Origin of the sequence: Granulibacter bethesdensis CGDNIH1, assembly GCF_000014285.2 — a bacterium.
Taxonomy (GTDB): domain Bacteria; phylum Pseudomonadota; class Alphaproteobacteria; order Acetobacterales; family Acetobacteraceae; genus Granulibacter; species Granulibacter bethesdensis.
The window spans coordinates 1,478,523-1,501,770 of sequence record NC_008343.2; the positions used below are offsets into that span (position 1 = coordinate 1,478,523).

Sequence of the window (23,248 nt, forward strand, 5' to 3'; positions counted from 1 at the left end):
ATTTATTAGAATTATTAATAAATTAATGAATTTTTCTAAAATGATTTGCCACCAAAATATCTTATTTTGAGATATTTAGTTGACATTAAACAAAAAGAGCTTTTTACGTTAACAAAATTGTGTTTCTCGCTTTCTTGAAAATTTTTCTATAAGGTTCTAAGGAATGATCCTAAAAATTTTCAGCTCCAATAAAAATAGCAGAATAGCAGCCATTATTCTGGTTGGAGCGGTTAATTCTCTGATCCCTCTCAAGTCAATCAGTGCGGCAACCACTACAACAACCTTTCAGGTCACTGCAACTGTACAAGCCTCCTGCATCATCCAGGCTACAAATCTTTCATTTGGTAACTACAGTGGCTCGCAAACCGATGCGACATCCACGATCCAGGTGACCTGCACGAATTCGACGCCCTATAATGTTGGACTCAGTGCTGGTACGGGTTCTGGTGCAACAGTATCAAACCGTAAGATGAGCCTGAACTCAACTTCAGCCCTTCCTTATGCCTTATATTCAGACGCGTCACGCAGCACAAATTGGGGCAACACCCCTAATCAGGATACAGTCAGTGGAACAGGGAATGGTTCAGCACAGAGCCTGACCGTCTATGGACGTATTCAAACAGGCAATTACCCTACTCCCGGATCCTATGCAGATACAATCACAGCAACTGTCAATTTCTAAAAATATTATTTTTAGTTTTTGTAGGAGAAATCATCAAAATTTGTGGTGATTTTTTGTTTTAACACTGCCAAAATCCCTGAGATATTGATGCTGATATTTAATTTTAAACAAACAGCTGCTGTCTTTAGAATATGTCTGACTTTATTTTGTCTATTGACAGTCAGCAGTAAGATTTATGCGCAGGGAATCAGCATTACGCCTGTCAGCATATCATTAGCTTCAGGGCAAATGACCTCCATGGTGACATTAACGAATTCAGGAGATGCGGACCTGTCATTTCAAGTCCGTAGCTTTAAGTGGGATTCGTCCCCAGAAGCCCCCTATCATCTTACACCGACAGATCAACTTTTGGTCAGCCCACCACTTGGCACCATTCCACCGCATAACAGTCAGATAATACGTATTGTGTTACGCCGGGCCGCAACCACCACTGAAAACAGCTATCGGATTCTGATTGACCAAATCCCTGCCCCAGGCACAGCCGGTATAGTCAATGTCGCTATACGTCTGTCTATCCCATTGTTTGCAGCCCCACCATCACCCGTCAGCCCACATCTGCAATGGTCCATTGAACGATCCACTGCAGGAACTTTTCTCATTGCTTTTAATACAGGAGGAAAACATCTGAAAATTTATGATGTTTCCCTGTCCAATGGCAAAAAAAATATAAAAATCAAAGTAGAAATATCCCCTTACATTCTTCCGCACACAGCACAAAAATGGAAAATACCTGATAATATTGAAAATACTGGGCAAATAATTATTTTAGGAAAATCAAATGAAGGAGATTTCAAAGAAAAAGTATAATTTTATGTATTGGGTGAATATTATGGGTTTATTTATTTTATCATTTTTAATTTTTACGTTTTCATTTAATACAATTGCATTTTCTGCAGACATGCAACTCCTGTTGGATGTTATCATCAATGGCAACAAAATACAAAAAATTGGCGAATTCGTAGAGAAAAATAACACATTATATGCTTCCGGCAAGGAATTAACAGAACTGGGGATCAAAATTGGTCCATCTTCCCAAACCGGTAAACTGTTAGCACTTAAAAATCTGGATGGAATAAAGTTCACGCTTAATCAATCTACACAGACCATCCATATCATCGCGGAAGAAAATGCATTGCTTCCGGCCTTGCTGACAGCATCTCCTACAGCACGATCCGATATGTATCAGGGAAGCACCGGTTTTAACCTGTCTTATGATATTCAGGGATCCATGACGGGCAATGTTCCTTACGGGACCGGATCATTCACCGCGCGTGCGTTCTCGCATCACAGTCTCTTCTCATCATCTCAGACTGTTTACGCTGGCCTTGGGCCTGCGGGCGCAGGATCGGTTTCTGTCATCCGCCAGGACACCACCTATACTTATTCAAATCCACAGACGTTAAAGCGATATCGTTTTGGTGATGTTATCGGTGGCAGTTTACTTTGGACACGCCCAATAAAGCTGGGGGGCATTCAAATCGCCACGGATTTCTCCATGCGACCTGAAAATCTGCCGTTTCCTGTTCCATCGGTAGCAGGGTTGGCAAATGGCCCATCAAGGATCAACGTATTGATGAATGGGCTACCAATTTTCAATCAGCAGATTTCCAGTGGGCCTTTTGAGATTTCTCGCCTTCCGGTCATGACCGGTGCATCAGAACTAACCAGCATCATAACCGGCTTAAACGGCCAGCGGACGACGACCACGATACCTTTCTATGCAAGCCCGTTGCTGCTGAAAAAAAACCTGTCTTCGCTATCAGCCGAAGCAGGGTTTCTCAGGCGTTATTGGGGAACCTTGTATTCTGAGTATGATAATTTTGCGGGATCTGCGACCTACCGCTACGGTATTTCCTCACGCCTGACATTGGAAGGGCATGTGGAAGCATCTCAAAAAGTGATCGAGACAGGCATTGGCACTGATTGGAACTGTTTTAACCTTGGTATCGTCAGCATGACAATAGCAGGCAGCAATGCTGGCGGTGGATCAGGCACACAGGAATCAATCGGATTTCAAAGAAATGGACGGCACCTTAGTTTTGGATTCTCGGAGCTGATCAGCGATGCGAAATTCCGTGATCTGGCCCGTCTGACGGGCAGCCCAGTCCCCAAAAAACAGTTGAACGCCTATATCGGATACTCATTTCAAGGATTGGGTTCAATTAATCTTAGTTATAATCAAACCAGCCTCTACAGCATGCCGATTTCATTAAGTTATTATGTTCCACCAGGAACTTTCAATACCAGCAACATGCCCGTACCTGGTACCACGATAACAACCGCTGATAGTGGATTGATAACGTTACAACCAGCACAAAAGACCGAGATTTTGTCGATCAACTATTCTTTACAGCTCGGTAAGGTCTCCCTGTATGCAACAGCCTTCAACGCAATATCGGGCGGAGGGGGATATGGAGCTTTCTTTGGCATCAGCATTCCTCTGGGCAATCGATCATCAGCTTCGGTAAACAGTGGAGCAGGCCAAACACGACCTTATCAGCAGATCCAGGTTAACCAGACGGCCAATGTACCAGGAGATTTTGGCTACCAGTTGAATATGTCTCATGGCAACCAGAGTATCCAGAACGGCACAGTAAATTATAAATCCAGAATTGGGACAATCTACGGTGGTATAGATCATATTGGGTCCACCACAACTTATCGCGGGGAAATACAAGGTGCCATTTCTTATATAAATGGCGGATTTTTCCTTTCAAATCAAATATTTGATAGCTTTGCTGTCGTGGATACAAGTGGTCTTCCCAATATCCATGTCTACAGTAATAATCGACCGATGGGACAAACTGACAGCAACGGCCTGTTGCTGCTGCCTGACTTAAACTCCTTTACCGATAATAAAATTTCTATCGATCCCGGCGACGTGCCTCTCGACGCAGATCTAGCGAGCATCAATTATACGGTAAGGCCGATGGATCATACTGGTGTGTTGATACCATTCCACATTAAAACAATCACGTCAGCACTCATCCACCTTGTGACCCCGGATGGTATGCCTTTATCATTGGGAAGCTCCGTACAGTCTACGCCTCCCTCACCTATTGGGTATGATGGAAGTGCCTATTTGACCGGCCTGAAACCTGGGACCAACAGGATAAAAATCCTGCTTTCCAATGGCCAAAAATGCTACGCTTCCTTTAATTATGTTTTTGTACCTGCTACGATTCCTACGATTGGTCCTATCCCCTGCACACAACAGTGATATCATGATAAAGCTACGATATCTTAAGGCAGCTCCATTGATCCTCTTTGCTGTTCTTGCACTCTTTCCAAAATCATCGATGGCCCAATGCATAGTATCAGTCAGCAATTTGAATTTCGGAGTTTATGATCCATTCTCTTCAACCCCGGCCAATACATCATCCAATATTAATGTCACATCATGCCCTATATTATTTGGATCCTATAGCGTCGGCCTCAATACAGGTCAGAATGCAGGTGGATCATATAATAATAGGTCAATGAGATATAACTCACAAAGACTTCAATATCAAATATATACTTCAAATGACCGTTCAAATATATGGGGGAATAATAGCCAAGGAACAGTCATGCAATATGGATATTGTTATTTTTTTGCTTGCAATAATTCTTTTACCATGTATGGCGTTATTCCACGTTACCAAAATGTATCTCCAGGATTCTATTCCGATACCGTTGTTGTGACGATAACTTATTGATTTTTTGAAAAATTAGACGTTGTAGGATATATATTCTTGGCAATTAGGATCCACTTCATATCTCAAGTCACTGTTATCCTGGTAGCGAGCATTTTCGGCTTGGGATACAGCCTGAGCGCAGCTTTAATTGCCCTCCAGCTGGATGAGGCCGGGGCAAGTAGCCTGAGCATTGGTCTGAATGCTGCTATGCATGCCGTCGGTGTGCTGATCACTGCCATGCTTCTTCCTCGCTTCAGTGCCCGGTTCGGTATGCGCTGTATGCTGCTGCTTTCTCTTCTGGCGACGACGATTATTCTAATCCTGTTTCCGCTGATGCCATGGAGCTGGACTTGGTTCCCCCTCCGTCTGGGACTAGGGGTTGCAACCGAGATTCTGTTTGTCCTTTCCGAAACATGGACCAACCAGCTTTGCGACGATACCTCCCGCGGGAAGGTCATGGCTTTTTATATGACCGCCATGTCGAGCGGATTTGCAGCCGGTCCCCTGCTGTTGTCCGCTACCGGAACACAAGGCTTTGCGCCATGGCTGGCAGGAGGGGCATTGTCACTGCTGGCCGCGGTGCTCCTGATGCTTGGCACGACGACACCACCGCCCGCGCCACACAATGGACATGGTGGTTTTCTCCATTATCTCCGCCTTGCCCCCGTTGCCCTTTTCAGCACTGCCCTCAATGCAGGGGTGGAGGCCGCCGGGATGTCGTTCCTTCCTCTCTATGCCATGAGTGCCGGATGGGGCGAAAATGGCGCAACCCAGCTTTTATCGACACTGATGCTCGGCGCGATCGCGCTCCAGCTGCCGATCGGATGGCTTGCTGACCGGATGCCACGGGAGAAACTGATTCTTCATCTTGCCCTGATCGCCGGCATCGGTGCCCTTGCCTGGCCGTGGTTAATCAGCCTTGGTGTAATCGCCTATATCGCCCTGTTTGTATGGGGCGGAGTTTTCGTAGGTATTTACACCGTGACCCTGACCCTGATTGGCAGCCGATTCTCCGGCAGCGACCTGGTGGGGCTGTATGCGGCAGCGGGGCTCGCCTGGGGCGTGGGAGCACTGCTGGGACCATCGGCAGTCGGGGCCGCCAACATCCTGACAGCCCAAGGCCTTCCAGTCGTCACTGCGGCCTCCTGCCTGATTTTTGCCGTATTCATACGCCGTTATGTTTACCGACCGGCCTCGTGACCAAATCTCATAACCAGCCATCCCTCATTACAAAACCATTATTATAACAAGAAAAGAATGGCAGTTATTGAGCAAACTGAGTCAGGTTGCTAAAAAAACGGATGTTCCTGCTTTTTCAAGCTGGCAATCTTGCCTCCAGCCTTCATGGCCGGGACCATAATTGACGATATCTGATTGGCTTTATGAATTTGCCCAGTCGCAAGCCAGTTGGATGATAAGGAACGTTCATGATCAGATTAATATTGCTTTTGCTTGGTGCCGGTATCGTCAAGCGGCGCTGGCGTTTTCTGCTGACATTGGGAATTTTATGGGCCGGTTGCGGCGTGTTTCTGGCGTTTGATGCGCTGGACGAACATTACGTCATTCCGGTGCGCTATCTCGGTTACGTCATGATCATCGAGGGGCTGGCCACAGCCTCCTCTGCATCCGCGGCCACTGGCACGGCGCAGCGGTTGAGGTGGTTCAAGGCACTTTCTCTGTTCATGATCGGGGGGCTTGCCGCGCTGAATCACCACCATGCTAATCTGGTCCTTGCCATTCTACTGGGGCTGTTCATCGCTGTTGATGGCATCATGAAGGTCAGCAGCGCACAAATTGTGAGGTTTCCCGGATGGCGCACTGCACGCGCCATCGGAATAGGCGAAATCTTTTTCGCTATTTTTGTTCTCGAACCATATCCAACCTGGTACAAGGCAACAGTCGGCGTCAATATGGGTGCATTGATGCTGCTCTCCGGCCTTGGCCTTGTGCGGTTGGGATTGCGGTTAAAGCAGCTGCCTGATGATGCACCGCTTTCGCCCATTCTCCAGCAGGGTCTTTCCGGATGGACATTCATTCCTGCCTCTGCCAACCAGACAGAGCAAAACACTCAACCTGCACAGATCGGTGAACTGATCGTGCATGTATGGACCCCTACCGGCCTGTCACCCAGCCAGATCCGGTCCGGCAGGCTTATCGGGCGCTATATCGCTGCTGTCGATCAAAACGGGGTCGTCTCAACCGGGCACGCTGCACTGGAAATGGCGCCGGATGTTTACATCAGCCATTATCCGAAAAACGAAATCGACCGGAACCCTGGGGAATTTGGACGTATTCTCCGGGCTACTCACGATAACGATGTGGAGGGTCGCTTTCTGCCTACCTATCAGGAAGAAGCAGCGGGATGGTGTGAAGCCACGGCCCATGTCCGCTTTGAGCAGTTCGACGCGGCCCGTCTGCGGGCTTTCTGGAATACCTATCGGCAAGACAATACCTACAATCTGACCAATCGTAACTGTTCCAGTGTCGTCGCGCAGGCTCTGGATGCCGCCCTGGAAGGTGCCTTGACCGCACGAACTGCACGCCTGCCTCTGTCACGGCTGATGCGGATATTCCTCAGCCCCGAACTCTGGGTTGCCGGATTGCTGCGTCAGCGTGCTGAATCCATGGCCTGGACGCCTGGTCTGGTTCTGGATTACGCCCGCGCCCTGTCTGCCGTGATTGATCCGCCTGCTATTTCTTGGCTGTCACTTGCGGCCCGTGCGTGGCGGCGTCAAAAGCGCACGCAGGCATCATGAACAAGCATGCACCATCAAAACCAAGACTTGGCCCGCTAAAACGCATCCATCATCATTTAGACCGCTTCTAAAAGAAATGTTAGACTCTTTCATGGAAGCAGCAGACTCTTCCGCCAATATACTCGCTCAATGGCCCAATATTGTCATTATCGGGATATTTTGCGCGGTTCTGGTTATTGCTCAATATTTGGTACAGTTCCTTGCTAAAAAAACCTTCTCTGTCACCACCCTTGCCGAACATAACCTATCGGCTCTGGATACGTTTCGGGTTCTTGGCCCCTTGGCAGGGGTATTCATTAGCTTCTCACTGGTGCAGGGGATTGCCGAATATCGTGCAACCGGGCGTCAGATAAGTCTTGAGGCCACGGATGCCTATCAGCTTGACCGTGCCCTAGCCGGCACAGATCTGGGTGATAAGGCAACCCCGGCCCGGCTTGCCCTGCGTGCGTACATCCAGTCTGTGGTAACGGATGAATGGAGTGGATTACGGGAGGGAAAAACCGAAGCCCCCGTCACATCGCAGACAATGCAGACCCTGCAGGAGAAGGTTGAATCTTTGGTCAATCAGCTGCCCTCCTCCATGCGTGTTGCCAACGATATTGATAAAAATTTGGACGATCTGCAGGATGACCGCGCCAAGCGGTTGGCCGTTGTGCGAGGCGGGCTTCCTTCCATCATGTGGTGGGTGCTGGGCATGTTAATGCTGCTGCTGCTGATCTGCTCGGCTTTTCTGGCACGTCCGAACAGGATTCACATTCACCCGCTCCCGACCTTGTTTATGGCCGGGCTGGGGATCATGTCCGGGCTTCTGTTTATTATCGATCGCCCCTATCAGGGGGAGCTTTGCGTCAGCCCCGCCCCGCTGGTAAAGGTTCTCAAGCAGCTTAATATGCGTCTGCATATTGATCATACAGGCTAGGCCCGATCACCACTCCGTTCTGGTGGCCTACCAAAAAAGACGCTTTTGTAAGGCTGTCAGGTGCTCGCATATCTGAATGGCGATCCCACGTAGTCACACCATCAAGAAAAAGCCGCGATCCCATCTGATCGCGGCTTTCCTGTTTTATCGACTGTTTTGAGGGACGCTATTTATCCAAAAGCGCCCACCTCATGGCTAATGGCCGTGCCGATCTCCCGCACCAGATCAAACATATCGCTCATCGGCTGGAAAATAGTGGCATGCTCATGAGCATAGCTGCTGCCCTGGCGTTCAGTTGATGGTTCGAAATAATCCCGTTCCACCGCCGGGTCTGGCGCAGGCGGGAATACCTGACTCAGAAGATTGAGGGCGAGAGGAATTTCCAGCCGCAAAATCAGGGCTTCCAGAGCCTGACGGGTTACTCCATGACGAGGCGAGAAATCAGGAATTTCCGTCTCCAGAAGCCAGATACGATGAATCAACGCCAGCCTCAGCGCATGCAGCAGGCGCTCACGCATGGTCATGCGCGGTGCATCAGACCAGCCAGCACGCAGTTGCAGGTGATCCACCTGAATGCGCCGGAACATCGCCTGTGTCACCGCCGCCAGCCCCAGCCGCTCCACCGCCTTGGCTACCAGCATCAGCGCCTTTGTCTTCCGCTGATCGGTTTCTCGCTCATGCGCTGCACGATCCAGCCAGGTGGTGGGGTCGAATGTCGCCACCACGGCACGCAATACGTCCAGATCAGAATGGCGCAACGCATGCTCGGCCAGATTCATGGCCCGGCGGAAACGGAAGCTGTTCTGATAAAGATCGTCGAACGTTTCAGGATGACGGATCAAGGCCGCGCCAATGCCGTGAATGGAATTGGCACACCAGCCCAACTGCTGAAGGATGGCGTTATTGGGGATGGCCCGCAATTCGCGCGGATGGCTAATCTGCGGACGCCCCACGGCTCCATCGCTCTGGCGGGCGGCCGGGCGGGAGCCGGTCTTGTCGATCAGAGCCGGGCCGAACGCACCCAACAGAGCGGCATAGCCCGGATCTTCCACCAGCTCTTCCATATGCGTACGGATGGTCGTGAAGTAATCCGAGGCAAAATCCTGCTCATCATAAACGGGATCTTTCGGGCCTGACATACGTGGGAAAGCATGTTCCGCAATCCGGGCAATCGTGGCCGTTGCCAGCGCCGGAGTGCCGAACAACAGATAGCCATCACCGCCTTGAAAAGCACTTTCCTCACGCACCACAACGCCTGCAGCACGAAGGGCCTTGCGGCTTTTGGTGGGCGAAAGATATTTCAGGCGATCATAGAGCGAGCCGGGATGCGCACCACGTCCGATGCTTTCGCCATGCGTATCGAACAGAATGACCTCGACACCCTTAACGTCATAACGGGCCAGCAGCTCGGCAATTTTCATACGCAGGCGTTCGATCAGATAGCTGGCGGCCAGCTGTCCGACATAACGACCGGAATCCGAATAACCGAACTGAAGTGCAAGACGACCGGTCTTTTGCAGATAGGCGCGGTAATGCGGGCTGCGCAGCGCTTCCTGCAGGATTCGAGCGCCCTGTTCCAACGCATCGGCGGTCTCGAACAGCGGAGAAATCTCGATCCGGTCCTCGATCCCCAGAAGCCTTGCCAGCCACAGCGCAGTCAACAGCGTGTAACCGCTTTCGGTCTCGGCGATCAGGAATCTGACTGGTGCTGCACTGTCGATGTGTTTGACAACCTGCGCCACCGTCATCATCAACCGGGCCGCCGAAGCCTGCTCGGCAATCAGCGTACCAAAATCGATATTAACGGGCTGAACAGTATCGAGCGCCTCGTTGATCTTGCTCAGCAGAATACGACGGCGGGACTGATCTTCCGGCGGATCTGTAATGCCCAGACGCTGCCGGGCAACATTATGCAGCTGGGTCGCATTCAGACGCACATGCGTATGAGCCAGAGACATGGAATGCGACACCAGGCCTGCACGGATCACGCACAGTGCCAGTCTCGTCTCCTCATCTGCCGTGCTGATCACCGCATCGAATTGCGGCAGCAGGGCAGCAGGATCAGTGATCGCTTCCTGCCGACGTGTGATGAGCGCCTGAGCAAAAGCCTGCACGCCATCGGGATCCTGTGTCGTCGGGCAAGATTCGATCTGGTTCGAAACGGCCTCAATCGCCTGAGTCACTGTCCGCTGAAGCGCATCGGTTCCCGCGAGCGAGGCCAATTGTGCCAGAACGCGCTCCAGTTGGAGGCGCTTCATACGCAGCCGCAGGCGTAACGTGTCCCACCAGCCAATATCGGTACGACCATCCGTATCGTAGCCAACCCAGCTGGTCAGAATAACCGGCCTTGGCGTCAGATCGCTCCAGCGATCCGGCCAGACATCACGGGCGGCCACCAGCAGGTTGCGGTTCAACTGATCGATGGCATCACGGCCATTGATAATGGCAGCCACTGCCTGATCGAACTCGTCTTCCAGAGTTACAGAAGGGGGACGATGCGATTCGAAAGAAGATACTTCAGCGCCACCGGCTGCTTCTGCCAGCGCGTGACCAACCTCAGCTGGCATTGAGAACGTCGGATGAGCCGTAAAGACGGCGGCAAAGCGGGTTCGCTCAACCTCAGGCTGAAAATCGCGGAAAGAAATCGGGCTGTCATTGGGATCAGGCCTGACCACACGCCGGGCCACGTGAGCGAGCGCCTCGTCAGCCCCTTCGATGCCACCAACATAATTGGCAAGCCTTCGTGCGCGGTCGAGATAGGCGGCATCTCTCAGATGCTTTACCAGCGCCACGAGAGAGGCGTGACTTAATGATCCGCTTTCGATTCGGCGCGCAATCGCAAGCGCCACTGAAAGCATCGGATTGCCGAAGGGATCTTCGGTAGAGCGCTCAACAGAGCGTTCTGTGACCGAAAGCAATTCGGCGGCCAGGTCCGCAGGTGCCTGCGTGTCGTGCATGTCTGCCATCACCGGAATTTTGTGCACAGGCTCAAAGAGAACGCAAACCCCTTTCGCATGGTCTTCCTTTCAAACTCTCGTTCTGTCATCACATAAGACAAAAGCAATCTTATGATAAAATTAATCTATTATCAGAATTAATAGTAAAATATAACAGCATCTATAGCAATAAAATTATAGCCCTTTTTGGTCGCAATCCTTACGGAAGGAAACCAGGCAGGATATAAATCTCAATTATTTTAACTTTTTGCCTCTGGACAGGCTACGGAACCCTCGCGCAACCATATTGTTACCACCTTGCCTAAAACATGACACAGGAGAGAAATTCTTATGGCACGTCGCTTCGGCTGGGCTCTCGGACTGCTGGTTCCGGTCGCCGCTTGCTCCAACCCGCCTCCGCCGCCCCCAGCCCCGCCGGCCCCGACCGTCAGTGATACGGATCGTAGCTTCGTGACAGCTTTGACCCAGGCCAATCTGGCAGAGGTGCAGGCTGGTGATCTAGCCTCCAAAACCTCGAACAAAGCCAGCATCCGCAAGCTGGGCAGCCAAATGTCCAATGAACATAGCCAGCTGAACGAAAAGCTCGGCACACTGGCAAAAGCGAAGGGAATTGATGTCCCTACCCAGCCCAATGAACAGCAACAGGCTGTCTATCAGAAGCTGCAGGGCGAACGCGCCAGCCGATTCAACAACGATTATGTGGATTCTGAGCTGGACAGTCACAAGGCGCTTGAGCCGGTGTTGAATCTGGAAATCAACCAGGGTTCAGATGCTGATCTGAAGAAACTGGCGGGTGATACCCTGCCGGTGATCCAGCTGCATGTAAAAGAGCTGGAAGCCCTGAAAAACGGCAAGACCCCGCGCCGCCTGCGTCATGGTGCTGCAGCGGCAACCATACCGCCAGTCGTGCAGTCCGCTGCGCCTGCCGCTCTGGCTCCGGCCCCGGCAACTGCCCCCGCTGCGCAGTAATCAGCGCGGTTCATAAAAAGGATGCCGTTTCTGCGGCATCCTTTTTTATGACTACCAAGGAGGCTGTTTTTCCATACTCTGATCAGGTGCTCAGACCATTGGAACCCTCCCCTCTTTTTCCACCTCCGCGCATGATGCTCCCGGCGCAGGATAAGCCTGCCCGTGACAGGCTGCGCCGGGCGAAACGCCTCGCCCTTTGTCTGCTTCTGTTTATGGCGGGTCTCTCACTGCTGGCCCTGTTCATTCCCTCCGATCTCGGGGGGGGATGGGTCAAAGGCATGATCGGTGCAGCCGCCAATGCCGGCCTGATCGGCGGACTGGCTGACTGGTTTGCGGTCACCGCCCTGTTCCGCCATCCGCTTGGACTACCGGTTCCGCACACTGCAATTATCCCCGCCCAGAAGCAAAGACTAGGCCAGGCACTGGGACGTTTTGTTGCTCAGCATGTCTTTACGCCAGAGGAAATATCCCGCGCCGTCAAAACCATTGATATGGCAGGCATTTTTCAACGGCTACTCAATGATCCTTCTATCTCCCTGCCTACATCGCAGGCGGGTTCGAAACTGGTACCGCGTCTCTTGTCCAGTATGGAGAGCGGCCGGGCGCGTAAACTGGTCATCCGCCTGCTGCCACGCCTGATGGGTGGACAAGCTGCCAGCGCGGTGATCGCACGTGCTTTGAATGGTCTCGTCGATGGAGGCAAGCATCAGGATATTTTTACCCTGCTGCTCAACGCGCTGCGGGATACACTGCATCAGAAAGAATCGCAGCTGCACGAGCTGATTGCCCAGCGCGTCTCCGAGCATGGCGGTCGGCTTGTCGGCTGGGCCGTCGGTGCACAGATCGCCAGCAAGGTTCTAACCGCGATCAATGTTGAACTCGATAAAATGGGGCCTGATCAATCAGTCCTCCGTCTTGCCTTCGATGAATGGGTGCGGGTTCAGATTGGTAAATTACAGAACGATCCAGCCCATGCTGCAGAGATTGGAAAAGCCGTCACCAGATTGATGGCAGAACCTGCCGCGCAGGCCTGGTTGAAAGATATATGGCAGCGCCTGCGCAGTACCATCATCGCTGATGCCAATAAAAGGGATGGCCGAACCGTCCTGATTATTCAAGGTTTTCTGGGTGAGCTTGGCGCCATGCTCGGCCAAAGTCCGGATATGCGGGACAAATTGAACAATGGGGCAGAGGCCATCATTCTGAACGCGCTTCCTTCGTTACAGGACTCTTTATCTCAATTCATTGCTTCGGTCGTGGCGGGATGGGATACGCAGACGATTACCGACAGGCTTGAGCTGCGGATCGGACATGACCTGCAATTCGTGCGCGTAAACGGAACTTTAGTTGGCTTTGTGGCCGGGGGTGCGCTTTATGCAGTGCTGCGGGTCATCTCCAGCCAGATCGGCTGAACAGGTCGTTTTTATTTCAGAAAAAACTGCTGTGCAGGGCACTGCGAACGCGCAGCACTCGTGCAGCAATATAAGCCACTGCCAGAGCAACCACAGCCACCGGAATCATAAGCACAGCCAGCCAGATTGCCAGTGCGGCAGCCGCCAGACCGGTTACGATCATGGCTGCCACCATGGCAGAGACAGCAAAGCGCGCACTGAAGGGCGGGCGAACCGGGCGGCGGAATTCACCATCCAGCGTCATATCCAGCACAGGGGGAGATGACTTTTTCTGCATATTGTCCATCTTGATCGAGGCCTCCTTGCATACAAGGCTGACGAGCGGCTCAAGTTCCTGCCACCATAGGGCTAATAACGCCCTACAGGAATGCCAGGGACATTAAACTTTCTCAAATTTCATCTGTGACAACACCGAATTCAACCAGATCGCTTTTCCCGAAACTGGTTGAAATCGCTACATCGGTCGCATCCCGTCCACGCGCCATCAGGATACGGCCGATACGCGGTTTGTTATGACGAGCATCAAATGTATACCAGATACCATCCAGATAGACATCAAACCAGGCGCTGAAATCCATCGGATCAGGCACAGGTGGAATGCCTATATCGCCGAGATAACCGGTGCAGTAACGCGCGGGAATATTCATGCAACGGCATAAAGTGACAGCAAGATGCGCAAAGTCACGGCATACCCCGACCTGCTCTTCATGGGCTTCCCAAGCAGTTCTTGTGGCGCGTGCCATCTGATAATCAAAACGGATACGCTGGTGTACGTAATCAACAATTGCCTGCACGCGGGGCCAACCTTCCGGCGTCTGACCGAAGAGCTGCCAGGCAAGCGTGGAAAGACGATCCGTCTCGCAATAGCGGCTGCCCATGAGATAGACCAACACATCATCCGGCAGCATGGGCACCGGGGTCTGTCGGGCTGACCAGTTCACGACATCCGGCTCACCACTATCCTGAATGGTGAACATCGTCGAAATCGTGATCAGACCGGGAGGCGCAATCAGGCGTGTGCAGCGGTTGCCAAAGCCATCCGTATAAACCGTCATAGCCGTCGGCGGATCCAGCGTAACAAGACCCGGATCCAACAGATCACCGGCACGGGATGGATGTACATGCACCATCAGCAGCATCGGAGTATAATCAATATGCTGATAAGTCAGCCTGTATCCGGCACGAATATGCAATCCTGTCTCCCTTCGGCATACAGCAGAAACCGGAACCGCCCTCTTCAATGCAGGAAAAGAAAGGTCTCCTCCCTCCACATCGACAGGTCTGCGCTCTGAATAACCTTGAAACGCCTGTGGAACAGAAGCTGTTCCCCGCAAGCGATGAATAACATCAAGCAAAATTCTGGCCAGACCATGAAAAAAAGTCAGAACAATCTCCTGTGAAGCAAAAAACAAAAAACGGCCCGTGAAAACGGGCCGTTTCCAGATAGAACAAAGCAGAAATGCTCCCCGCCTAAGCGGGGAAAGCTTTCTCAGGCACTCTTGGTCATGATTTCGTCCGCAACATTACGCGGCACGGGATCATAGTGATGGAACTGCATGGTGAAGGACGCACGGCCCTTCGTCATGCTGCGCAGGTGAGAGATATAGCCGAACATTTCCTTCAGCGGCACCTGCGCACGCACCAGAACGGTGGAGCCGGAGCTTTCCTGATTCTGGATCATGCCACGGCGACGGTTGAGGTCACCGACGACGTCACCGACATGATCCTGAGGCGTGGTGACTTCCACGTCCATGATCGGTTCCAGAATCTGGGGACCGGCTTTCTTCATGCCTTCGCGGAAGCACGCCTTGCCCGCGATTTCGAAGGCCAGCGCCGAGGAGTCGACGTCATGGTACTTGCCGTCAATCAGGCTGAACTTGAAGTCCACGGTCGGGAACCCGGCCAGCACACCCGTTTCGGCCTGCACGCGGATACCTTTGTCAACGGCCGGGATATATTCCTTCGGCACGGAGCCACCGACGACCTTGTTTTCAAAGACAATGCCTTCATTCCGTTCCAGCGGCTCGAAGATGATCTTCACTTCGGCGAACTGACCGGAACCACCGGACTGCTTCTTATGGGTATAAACTTCCGTGTGAGATTTGCTGATGGTCTCACGATAGGCCACCTGCGGCGCGCCGATGTTGCAATCGACGTTATATTCGCGACGCAGACGGTCGATGATGATGTCCAGATGCAGCTCGCCCATGCCGGACAGAATGGTCTGACCGGTTTCCTGATCGGTGCGCAGACGCAGGGACGGATCTTCACCGGCCAGCTTCTGCAGGCCGAGCGTCATCTTTTCGACCGCTTCCTTGGTCTTCGGCTCAACGGAGATGTCGATCACGGGAACCGGGAACGCCATACGTTCCAGCACCACCGGATCGTCCTGGCTGGCCAGCGTATCACCGGTGCCGGTGTCCTTCAGACCAACGAAAGCCGCGATATCACCGGCAAACACTTCCTTGATTTCCGCGCGCTTGTCAGCGTGCATCTGGAAGATACGACCGATACGTTCCTTGTGACCCTTGGTGGTGTTCAGGACGGAATCGCCCGAACGCAGCACGCCGGAATAGACGCGCACGAAGGTCAGTGTCCCGTACTTGTCGTTGATGATCTTGAAAGCGAGACCGGAGAACGGCGCATCGGTCTTGGCCGGGATGCGGCGACGATCAGCGGCTTCGTCCTCCCCTTCCTCGGCGGCCACCTTGATGCCGGGCAGATCAGTCGGCGCGGGCAGGTAATCAATCACGGAATCCAGCAGTGGCTGAACGCCCTTGTTCTTGAAGGCGGTGCCGCACAGAACCGGACGGAACGTGCCGTCAATGGTGCCGCGCTTGATGGCGCGCTTCAGGGTGGCGACATCAACATCGCCCTTCTCGAAATACTCTTCCATGGCGGCGTCATCGACGGCCAAGGCGGTATCGAGCAGGTTCTGACGATATTCAGCGGCCTTTTCGGCGAGTTCGGCGGGAATCGGCTCGTCGTGGAACTTCGCGCCCAGCTCGCCGCCTTCCCAGATGATGGCCTTCATCTCGACCAGATCGACCACGCCCAGGAATTGATCCTCGGCCCCGATCGGCAGCTGCAGCGGCAGCGCGACGATGTCGAGCTTTTCCTTCAGCGTGTCGAAGGCGCGATAGAAATCGGCGCCGGTGCGGTCCAGCTTATTGATGAAGATGACGCGCGGCACGTTATAGCGGTCGGCAAGACGCCAGTTGGTCTCGGACTGCGGCTGCACACCGGCCACGCCTTCAATGATGAACACCGCACCGTCCAGAACGCGCAGGGAGCGGTTCACTTCAATATTGAAGTCGATATGGCCAGGGGTGTCGATGATGTTGATGCGGTGGTCTTTCCACTCACAGGTCACAGCGGCGGAGGTGATGGTGATGCCGCGCTCACGCTCCTGTTCCATGTAGTCGGTGGTCGTGTTGCCATCATGCACCTCACCAATTTTGTGAGACACACCGGTGTAATACAGGATACGCTCCGTCGTGGTGGTCTTGCCCGCGTCGATATGCGCGGTGATCCCGATATTGCGGATCTTTTCGAGCGACGGTGTGGACAAGGCAGACCTCCAAAACCCAGTAGGGAAAAACCCTGCGGGGAATGGCCCCAGTCAGGGAGTATCAGCGCAACCCCGGCATGCTGTCCGGCAGATCACACCAAAACAAGTGATACAAACAACAAGGCGGATACCGGAACGACGGGAGGATTGCCCCCGGCATTCTTTGCCCGACCCGATTCCGCCGTGATATGCGACACCCTGCCGATTTTTGCAATCGAGCAACCGCAGGGCAGAGGCGGTTTTATCTCATGGACGCCTTTTAGGGGCCATAAGGGATGGTACTTTAATATATGTCTGATCAGAATTTCCATCCTGTTCCCGTGATTCTGGACACCGATCCCGGCACGGATGATGCTCTGGCGATTCTGTTGGCGCTTGCCTCCCCGGAGCTGGAGATAAAGGGGCTGACCGTCGTCGGGGGCAATGTCGGGTTGGAGCATACACTGCGTAATGCGCTGGCGCTGACAGCGCTGGCAGGTGCCACCACCCCCGTCCATGCCGGAGCAAACCAGCCCTTGCTGGGGCGTCATTATACAGGGGCCCCGGAAATTCATGGGGCTGATGGGCTGGCCGGGGTCGATATACCGGCGCCATCCGGTTTGCCGTCCACGCAGCTGGCCGCCGACGTGATCCGTGCCATCCTGCGCGACAACGAAAAACCGGTCACACTGGTGGGGATCGGTCCGGCGACAAATCTGGCCCTGGCTCTGGCCACCGAGCCTACCCTCTGCACCAACATAGATCAGATCGTGCTGATGAGCGGCAGTGCCGGGCGAGGGAATGTGACCCCTTATGCCGAGTTCAATGCCTGGAGCGATCCCGAAGCACTCTCTATCCTGATCGGCAGCGGTGTATCGGTCGTGCTGGTGACACTGGATCTGACACGGCAGGCTCGCATCACGCCGGAACGTATCGCGCGCCTGCGGAAATATGGAACAGGACGCGCCCTCAACACAGCCTGCGACATTCTCTCCCGCGTTCCGCTGACCGAACAGGGCGGAGAACCGCTGCATGACCCCTGCGCAATCGCATGGCTGGTTGCACCGCATCTGTTCAGCACGCGTCTGGTTGATGTCTCCGTCATGCTTGGAGCCGGAGAAAGGCGCGGTCAAACCATGCTCAGCCATGCCGGACAGGCCTCTTCAGGACGGATCACAATGCTGGACACAGTCGATGCAGAAGGTTTTTTCACTCTGCTCGGCAATCGGCTGGCACGGTTGCCATGAAGATGGAACAGCTAATACCAGACCATGCAGCGCCAGACCGGATAATGAGGGATATGACGACAGTGCTCTCCTGTCCGGCACAGACTGAAGAAGCATGCGCACATCTTGCAAGACAGGATAAGGCGCTCTCAGCCCTCATTACCCGGGTCGGCCCACCCCGCCTGACAATCTCTCTCGAACAAAGCCCCTTTGAAGCTCTGATCCGTGCCATTGCCCATCAGCAGCTTCATGCCCGTGCGGCAGAAGCAATCCTCGCCCGATTTCTGGCTCTGTTTCCAGTGAACACAGACTTCCCTTCACCGCTGGAAATTATGGCTCTGGATACGGAGACCCTGCGACAATGCGGGTTTTCCGGCACAAAAATAATCGCCCTGCGCGGCGTGTGTGAAGCAGCCCAAGGAGGCATCATTCCCGACCGCTCCGGCTGCACCGCTCTGGATGATGAAACACTGATCCAACGGCTGACGACCCTGCGCGGCATAGGGCGCTGGACCGTGGAAATGCTGATGATTTTCACGCTCGGCCGCACCGATATCCTTCCGGTGGATGATTTCGGAGTCCGGGAAGGTTGGCGGCTCATCAAGGGTTTGGAGAGCCAGCCCAGGCCGAAAATACTGGCGGATATCGGGCAATCATGGTCTCCATGGCGCAGTCTGGCAGCATGGTATTTATGGCGGGCAGCAGACGAGGCCAAAAAGATTCCCCGCCCCCCGCCCTCTGAGCCGGCTACCTCCAGAGAAAGGCTTTTGCGTGCCAAACCATAACAAATCCTTATGCCTTTCTTCATGGCCCGCCGAGATCCGTTCCATGTGCGCGATCGGTTCAGGCGGACAGCTCGGCCTGAACGGGAAACTGCCATGGCAGGGTGACCAGCGTCCGGCCTTCCGCGAGGATGTCCGCCGTTTCTGGGAACGTACGCTCGGACATGTCCTGCTATGCGGACCAGCAACCTATCGTAGCATTCCAGCGACGGCCTTTACCGCAAGGGACATCCTCGAACTCCGCTCCTCCATGCAGCCAGAGGACGTGTTGAGTCGCTATCCCGGCCGGATCGTATATATCGGTGGCGGTTTAGCCGTCTGGAATACTTATGCCCGCTTCATCCAGCACTGGGACATCACCCGACTGCCTTATGACGGACCCGCTGATCGCTATTTCGATCCGGCGTGGCTTGCAACCGGCGCCGGGGCAAGAGAAACTTCACGTCCTTAAAACAGGGTGATCCGCAGGCCTCGCCCCAACCGACCGCAATCGGCCATCATCACGGAGCTGCCGTCATGCCGTCTCTCCGACGCCTCATTCCTGCCGCCCGTCCGATACACATCACTCTGCCCGCCCTTCTGGCTACCCTTGGTTGGATGGTGATGTTCGCTCCTGCGCGTGCCCAACCTGCCCCTAACAGGGCCTCACAGGCCGGTTTCGCCATCACTTTTGCGGAATTCAAAATCGCATTCAACAATCAGGCGCAGGCCGACCAGCCCGGTCACGCTTCTGCCTCTCCATCCGGTTCACTCAAGCGGTGCAAGCATATAACGGGTGGCATCAGTTGCCTGATCCGGAATCGCGACGGCGATGCTCCACCACCGCCCATCGAACCGACCAACCGTATCAAGCTGCCACCGGGACGAGTTCCGCAGCCACTGCGTCTGGAAGCAAGGCTCAACCCTGATGGCCGCATCGTGACACTGCGCATTCTGGGTGATCGGGCCGAGCAGGTCGATCACGCCAACTTCGTCGCCGCGGTGGAAAACGCGGCACAGGTCTGGGACCAGCAGGAAGGGCTGCCCCCACAATCCGCCCGTTTCGACGAAGCGCTCGGCCTTAATCGGACGGATGAAGCCCCCGATATCGGCCAGCCCCGCATCCTGACACGTCCCTACGCGAAGATTACCTGCATCGCCTCAGCGCTATCCGCCAATGCAGGCGTGGGCTGCACATTCGATCCTCCAGACCGGTCACCATGAACGAACGCCCCGACTCATCTGAGCGGAAAATTCTGGGCGACATCATTGCCCTGGTCCTGGACGAAAATCAGGGACAATCCGAAGCAGCCCTGATCGCCCTGAAGCGCCGTGCAGCCAGAAACAATATCACCGGCGGTCTGCTCAAAAACCTGCTGCATGAATTACGTGGCCAGCCATCTGCCTTTTTGAATGTTGAAGCGCCCGGTGGAGACTCCATCCGGCAAGCCACGCTGGAACAGCAACTGACCCGCGCCATTATGGAACGTGATTCTGCGCGGCTCCAGCTTTCCATTCAGATACAGGCTGCCAATGCCAGACGTGAAACACGGTGGCGGGAAAGAATAGTGGGAGGCATCTTCACGGCCCTGGCCGTTTCGAGCGCACTGACAGCATACACGCTGCTTTCCCCTGTCGCTCTGGATGAGGAGGGGCAGGAAAAGAACCGAAATACAGCTGTCATTGCGCCCCTCCCTCCCCCATCAAAGGAGCTCCGTGACTCTCCGGCAACGGTGGAGGAAGCAGAATTCCGTGCCGGTGCCCAGGATCATCGTAGAATGCTGGCCTGGCTCCACGCCGCAAGTGCAGAACAACAATCCGGAGCCCAATACTGGCTGAGCCGGCAAAGCTCCAGCGGGAGCCAGTCCTGCTACATGGTAGGCGGCTCTCTGTCAGCCGGCTGGCTGAACGGATGTCTGATCGCCCAGCGCAGCATGGAGCAGGCAAATCGCAATAGTGCCACCAGCGTTGCGTACCAGCGCGGCTGGCAAAGCGATGGCAGAAGCAGGTAGCTGATACTCATCCCTATACACAAAAAAGGCAGCCATTATTTGGCAGCCTTTTTCATCTGAGAGGATACTGTGCCGGCATCCCCTCCCTTTCCTTGATCAGCACCCACAATTTAGGCCGAGTCTTTTTCCGGCTCTGCCATAAGCTGGGAAACAACCTGTTCCATCAGAGTCTGCCGGATATTGTCCAGCAGCATGCCATCGACGACACGGCGAGCGCAGTAGCGTGCAACAGCCACACCGTTCCGCTTCCTTCCACGAGCTTTCACCTTCGCTGCACCTTTTCCAGTATAGGTATGTGCATTGTGGAACATGCTCCGGTTGTTGTCCTCCACATAGCTTTCAGACGCAGCACCCTCGGCAAACACCACATCATGCGTATCAAGCTCGATATGCACGTAGCTCACTGTCTCCACATGCTGTTCCTGAACGATGGAAACACCGTTCACCAGACGACCGGCCGGAACCAGAACACCGTCAATGAACATCGCATGGAGTGGGGAGACCAGCAGGTCACGCTTCGGCAACACACCGTCCAAAGCACCCTGACGGATACGAACCGGCAGCACATCACGACGGCCCTGGATAAAGCGACCATTGTAGCTCCGACGGCCCAGCCAGCGGATCGGACGAACTGCCTCACCCGCTGTGATCACGTGATCACCGATCTGCAGATCTTCAACCGGAACCTCACCACGATCCGTCAGGATCAGGAAGACATTCCCCCCATTACTCACCACATCCACCACGTCGGAAGCCTGATAGGCCAATCCGGTCAGGGTGATGGATTCACCGTTGCCAAAATCGGAAACGGTTGCAGCCAATGCCGTGCCTGGCGTGCTGATGATAATGTTACCAGACCCGACACCCGCAGAACTCGTGCCACCCAACGTAATCGTGTTGGAGGAATCCAGCGCTTGCGAGACCGTCAACGTGCCGGTCGTCTACATCAGGATATTCGTGTTGGTCAGCGTATCCGCCAACACCCATCCATTACCCTTCACGTTGATCGTCTGGAACCCGGTATATTGGGTCCCAAACCCGCTCAGAGTGGTGCCAGCACCATCAAGCTCCAGAACGTTGCCGGTGCCGGCAGCCGTAACCTTACCAATAATGACGCTGCCGCCGCTGATGGCCAGACGGCTGTTGCCAGCACCGAAAGCAATAGCGCTTCTGAATGTGCTTTGGGTCTGGATTGTTCCGCTATTCACAACCGTACCACCACCAGCAAGCATCATTGCCTGTCCCAAGGTACCCGTTGCACTGATCGTCCCGGAGTTGGTGATAATGGCGCTGCCGCTGACACTGATGCCGGTCGATTGGGTCTGATTAGCACTGATCAGACCACTGTTGACAAGCGTAGCGGCATTGGCCAGCGCAATCAGCGCTGTTCCAGACGCACTACCCTGAATAATGCCGGCATTCGTTATGGCAATCCCTGTGCCATTGCTAAAAATGACTGAAGACAGGCTTCCATTGGAAAGAACCGCCGTAGCTGCATTAGACAATGCAGCGTTCGCAGCCATTGTGACAGCCCCACCGAAGGAACCTATATTCGTCAGTGTTCCCTGATTGATAAGCGTGGAGCCAGTTGTAATTGTATTATTTCCAGTGGCCACCCATTGCGCACCGGTATCAATCACGGCGTTTTGGAAGCCGATATAATTGACACCAAGTCCGCTGACCGTTCCTGCTATCACTCCGGATAACAGCTCCAGCGTGTTGGCCCCGGCAGAATTCGCAACCGCCGTCCCGATAATGGTCGAGGTCACACCAAGCTGAAGCAGATTGGCTCCTGTGCCAGCCATATAGATGGCCGCACCGGCACCATTGGTAACATTGGCAGTCCCAGATGCAGAGATCGTGCCGTAGTTGATAATAGTGCCAGCCGCATCAACGCGAACCCCGGTTGCCAGACTATTGCTGACACCGATCAAGCCACTGTTAACAATCGTTCCGCCCAAGCCAAGACGAGCACCAACCAGATAACCAGACGCGGCACCCGTTCCCGTTTCCAGAATAGTGCCAGTGTTATTAACATAGTCAGATGCGTTATTGCCCAGATAAACACCGGAGGCACCCGCCAGAGCGCCCGCATTATCCGTAATCAGACCCGCATTGATGACAGTGCCTGCAGCAGCGCCACTGTATACGCTGACAGCATTGAAGCTGCCAGAGATCGTCCCGCCAGAGCGGTTGGTGACAATACCGCCAGCAGACCCCCAAACGGCCTGGCCACCGGAACCCATGACCTGAATGGTTCCTTGCATTATCAACCGTGAGCAAACCGGCAGCATTGATACCAACCGTACCCCCGCTGATAACGCCAC

General features: G+C 54.0%; 20 protein-coding genes. 14 read left to right on the top strand and 6 right to left on the bottom strand.

Annotated features, from left to right (window positions below; genetic code table 11):
- Positions 1–163: 163 nt before the first annotated feature.
- The 7 genes from GBCGDNIH1_RS19180 (at position 164) to GBCGDNIH1_RS19210 (ending at position 8,034) form a co-directional block, all read left to right on the top strand.
- Entirely contained in the window at positions 164–682 is a 519-nt protein-coding gene (locus GBCGDNIH1_RS19180; protein ID WP_011632034.1) for a Csu type fimbrial protein, read from the top strand.
- 87 nt (positions 683–769) lie between these two features.
- Positions 770–1,489, top strand: coding sequence for a fimbrial biogenesis chaperone (locus GBCGDNIH1_RS19185; protein ID WP_011632035.1), 720 nt, complete (start codon positions 770–772; stop codon positions 1,487–1,489).
- Positions 1,461–3,902: a fimbria/pilus outer membrane usher protein gene (locus GBCGDNIH1_RS19190; protein WP_011632036.1), complete on the top strand. Its 2,442-nt coding sequence runs from the start codon at positions 1,461–1,463 to the stop codon at positions 3,900–3,902. Before GBCGDNIH1_RS19185 ends, GBCGDNIH1_RS19190 begins: the two co-directional genes overlap by 29 nt.
- 79 nt (positions 3,903–3,981) lie before the next feature.
- Positions 3,982–4,380 (top strand): Csu type fimbrial protein, encoded by a 399-nt coding sequence (locus GBCGDNIH1_RS25135; RefSeq protein WP_072563926.1) that lies wholly within the window; start codon positions 3,982–3,984, stop codon positions 4,378–4,380.
- 36 nt (positions 4,381–4,416) lie between these two features.
- Positions 4,417–5,559: an MFS transporter gene (locus tag GBCGDNIH1_RS19200; protein WP_011632038.1), complete on the top strand. Its 1,143-nt coding sequence runs from the start codon at positions 4,417–4,419 to the stop codon at positions 5,557–5,559.
- Between the two features lie 227 nt (positions 5,560–5,786).
- On the top strand, positions 5,787–7,115 hold the full coding sequence (locus GBCGDNIH1_RS19205; protein ID WP_011632039.1) for a hypothetical protein: 1,329 nt from the start codon (positions 5,787–5,789) through the stop codon (positions 7,113–7,115).
- A complete protein-coding gene (locus tag GBCGDNIH1_RS19210) occupies positions 7,078–8,034 on the top strand; it encodes a DUF4239 domain-containing protein (protein ID WP_125911000.1) in 957 nt (318 codons plus the stop codon). The genes GBCGDNIH1_RS19205 and GBCGDNIH1_RS19210 overlap by 38 nt, the downstream gene beginning before the upstream one ends.
- Before the next feature lie 170 nt (positions 8,035–8,204).
- Here GBCGDNIH1_RS19210 and GBCGDNIH1_RS19215 read toward each other — a convergent pair whose 3' ends face one another.
- Positions 8,205–10,991, bottom strand: a complete 2,787-nt coding sequence (locus tag GBCGDNIH1_RS19215; RefSeq protein WP_043453988.1) for a phosphoenolpyruvate carboxylase — start codon at positions 10,989–10,991, stop codon at positions 8,205–8,207.
- A 330-nt stretch (positions 10,992–11,321) separates the two neighbouring features.
- Here GBCGDNIH1_RS19215 and GBCGDNIH1_RS19220 point away from each other — a divergent pair, with 330 nt between their 5' ends.
- Both GBCGDNIH1_RS19220 and GBCGDNIH1_RS19225 read left to right on the top strand, forming a co-directional pair.
- Entirely contained in the window at positions 11,322–11,960 is a 639-nt protein-coding gene (locus GBCGDNIH1_RS19220) for a DUF4142 domain-containing protein (protein WP_011632042.1), read from the top strand.
- Positions 11,961–12,007: 47 nt separating this feature from the next.
- Entirely contained in the window at positions 12,008–13,372 is a 1,365-nt protein-coding gene (locus tag GBCGDNIH1_RS19225; protein ID WP_011632043.1) for a DUF445 domain-containing protein, read from the top strand.
- 16 nt (positions 13,373–13,388) lie between these two features.
- Here GBCGDNIH1_RS19225 and GBCGDNIH1_RS19230 read toward each other — a convergent pair whose 3' ends face one another.
- The 3 genes from GBCGDNIH1_RS19230 to fusA all read right to left on the bottom strand — a co-directional run bounded on the left by GBCGDNIH1_RS19230 (position 13,389) and on the right by fusA (position 16,943).
- Positions 13,389–13,649, bottom strand: a complete 261-nt coding sequence (locus tag GBCGDNIH1_RS19230) for a hypothetical protein (RefSeq protein ID WP_125911001.1) — start codon at positions 13,647–13,649, stop codon at positions 13,389–13,391.
- 112 nt (positions 13,650–13,761) lie between these two features.
- Positions 13,762–14,565 carry a transglutaminase-like domain-containing protein gene (locus GBCGDNIH1_RS19235; protein ID WP_043452824.1) on the bottom strand — a complete coding sequence of 268 codons (804 nt, stop codon included), beginning with the start codon at positions 14,563–14,565 and terminating at the stop codon, positions 13,762–13,764.
- Between the two features lie 296 nt (positions 14,566–14,861).
- The gene (gene fusA / locus GBCGDNIH1_RS19240; RefSeq protein WP_011632046.1) at positions 14,862–16,943 is read right to left on the bottom strand and encodes an elongation factor G; all 2,082 of its coding nucleotides are present in this window, start codon (positions 16,941–16,943) and stop codon (positions 14,862–14,864) included.
- Between the two features lie 290 nt (positions 16,944–17,233).
- On the opposite strand from fusA, the gene GBCGDNIH1_RS19245 reads away from it, so the two are divergent.
- From GBCGDNIH1_RS19245 to GBCGDNIH1_RS19265, 5 genes are all read left to right on the top strand, one after another.
- Positions 17,234–18,169 (top strand): nucleoside hydrolase, encoded by a 936-nt coding sequence (locus GBCGDNIH1_RS19245; RefSeq protein WP_011632047.1) that lies wholly within the window; start codon positions 17,234–17,236, stop codon positions 18,167–18,169.
- Positions 18,170–18,222: 53 nt separating this feature from the next.
- Complete coding sequence (locus tag GBCGDNIH1_RS19250; protein ID WP_050748427.1) at positions 18,223–18,933, top strand: DNA-3-methyladenine glycosylase family protein; 711 nt, start codon at positions 18,223–18,225, stop codon at positions 18,931–18,933.
- Positions 18,934–18,976: 43 nt separating this feature from the next.
- Positions 18,977–19,381 (top strand): dihydrofolate reductase, encoded by a 405-nt coding sequence (locus GBCGDNIH1_RS19255; RefSeq protein WP_038515519.1) that lies wholly within the window; start codon positions 18,977–18,979, stop codon positions 19,379–19,381.
- A gap of 65 nt (positions 19,382–19,446) precedes the next feature.
- Entirely contained in the window at positions 19,447–20,133 is a 687-nt protein-coding gene (locus tag GBCGDNIH1_RS19260) for a hypothetical protein (protein ID WP_011632050.1), read from the top strand.
- Entirely contained in the window at positions 20,130–20,921 is a 792-nt protein-coding gene (locus GBCGDNIH1_RS19265) for a hypothetical protein (protein WP_011632051.1), read from the top strand. Before GBCGDNIH1_RS19260 ends, GBCGDNIH1_RS19265 begins: the two co-directional genes overlap by 4 nt.
- Positions 20,922–21,031: 110 nt before the next feature.
- Here GBCGDNIH1_RS19265 and GBCGDNIH1_RS19270 read toward each other — a convergent pair whose 3' ends face one another.
- Positions 21,032–21,850: a Hint domain-containing protein gene (locus tag GBCGDNIH1_RS19270; RefSeq protein WP_011632052.1), complete on the bottom strand. Its 819-nt coding sequence runs from the start codon at positions 21,848–21,850 to the stop codon at positions 21,032–21,034.
- A 12-nt stretch (positions 21,851–21,862) separates the two neighbouring features.
- A complete protein-coding gene (locus GBCGDNIH1_RS19275) occupies positions 21,863–23,167 on the bottom strand; it encodes a beta strand repeat-containing protein (protein WP_025318911.1) in 1,305 nt (434 codons plus the stop codon).
- Between the last annotated feature and the right edge of the window lie 81 nt (positions 23,168–23,248).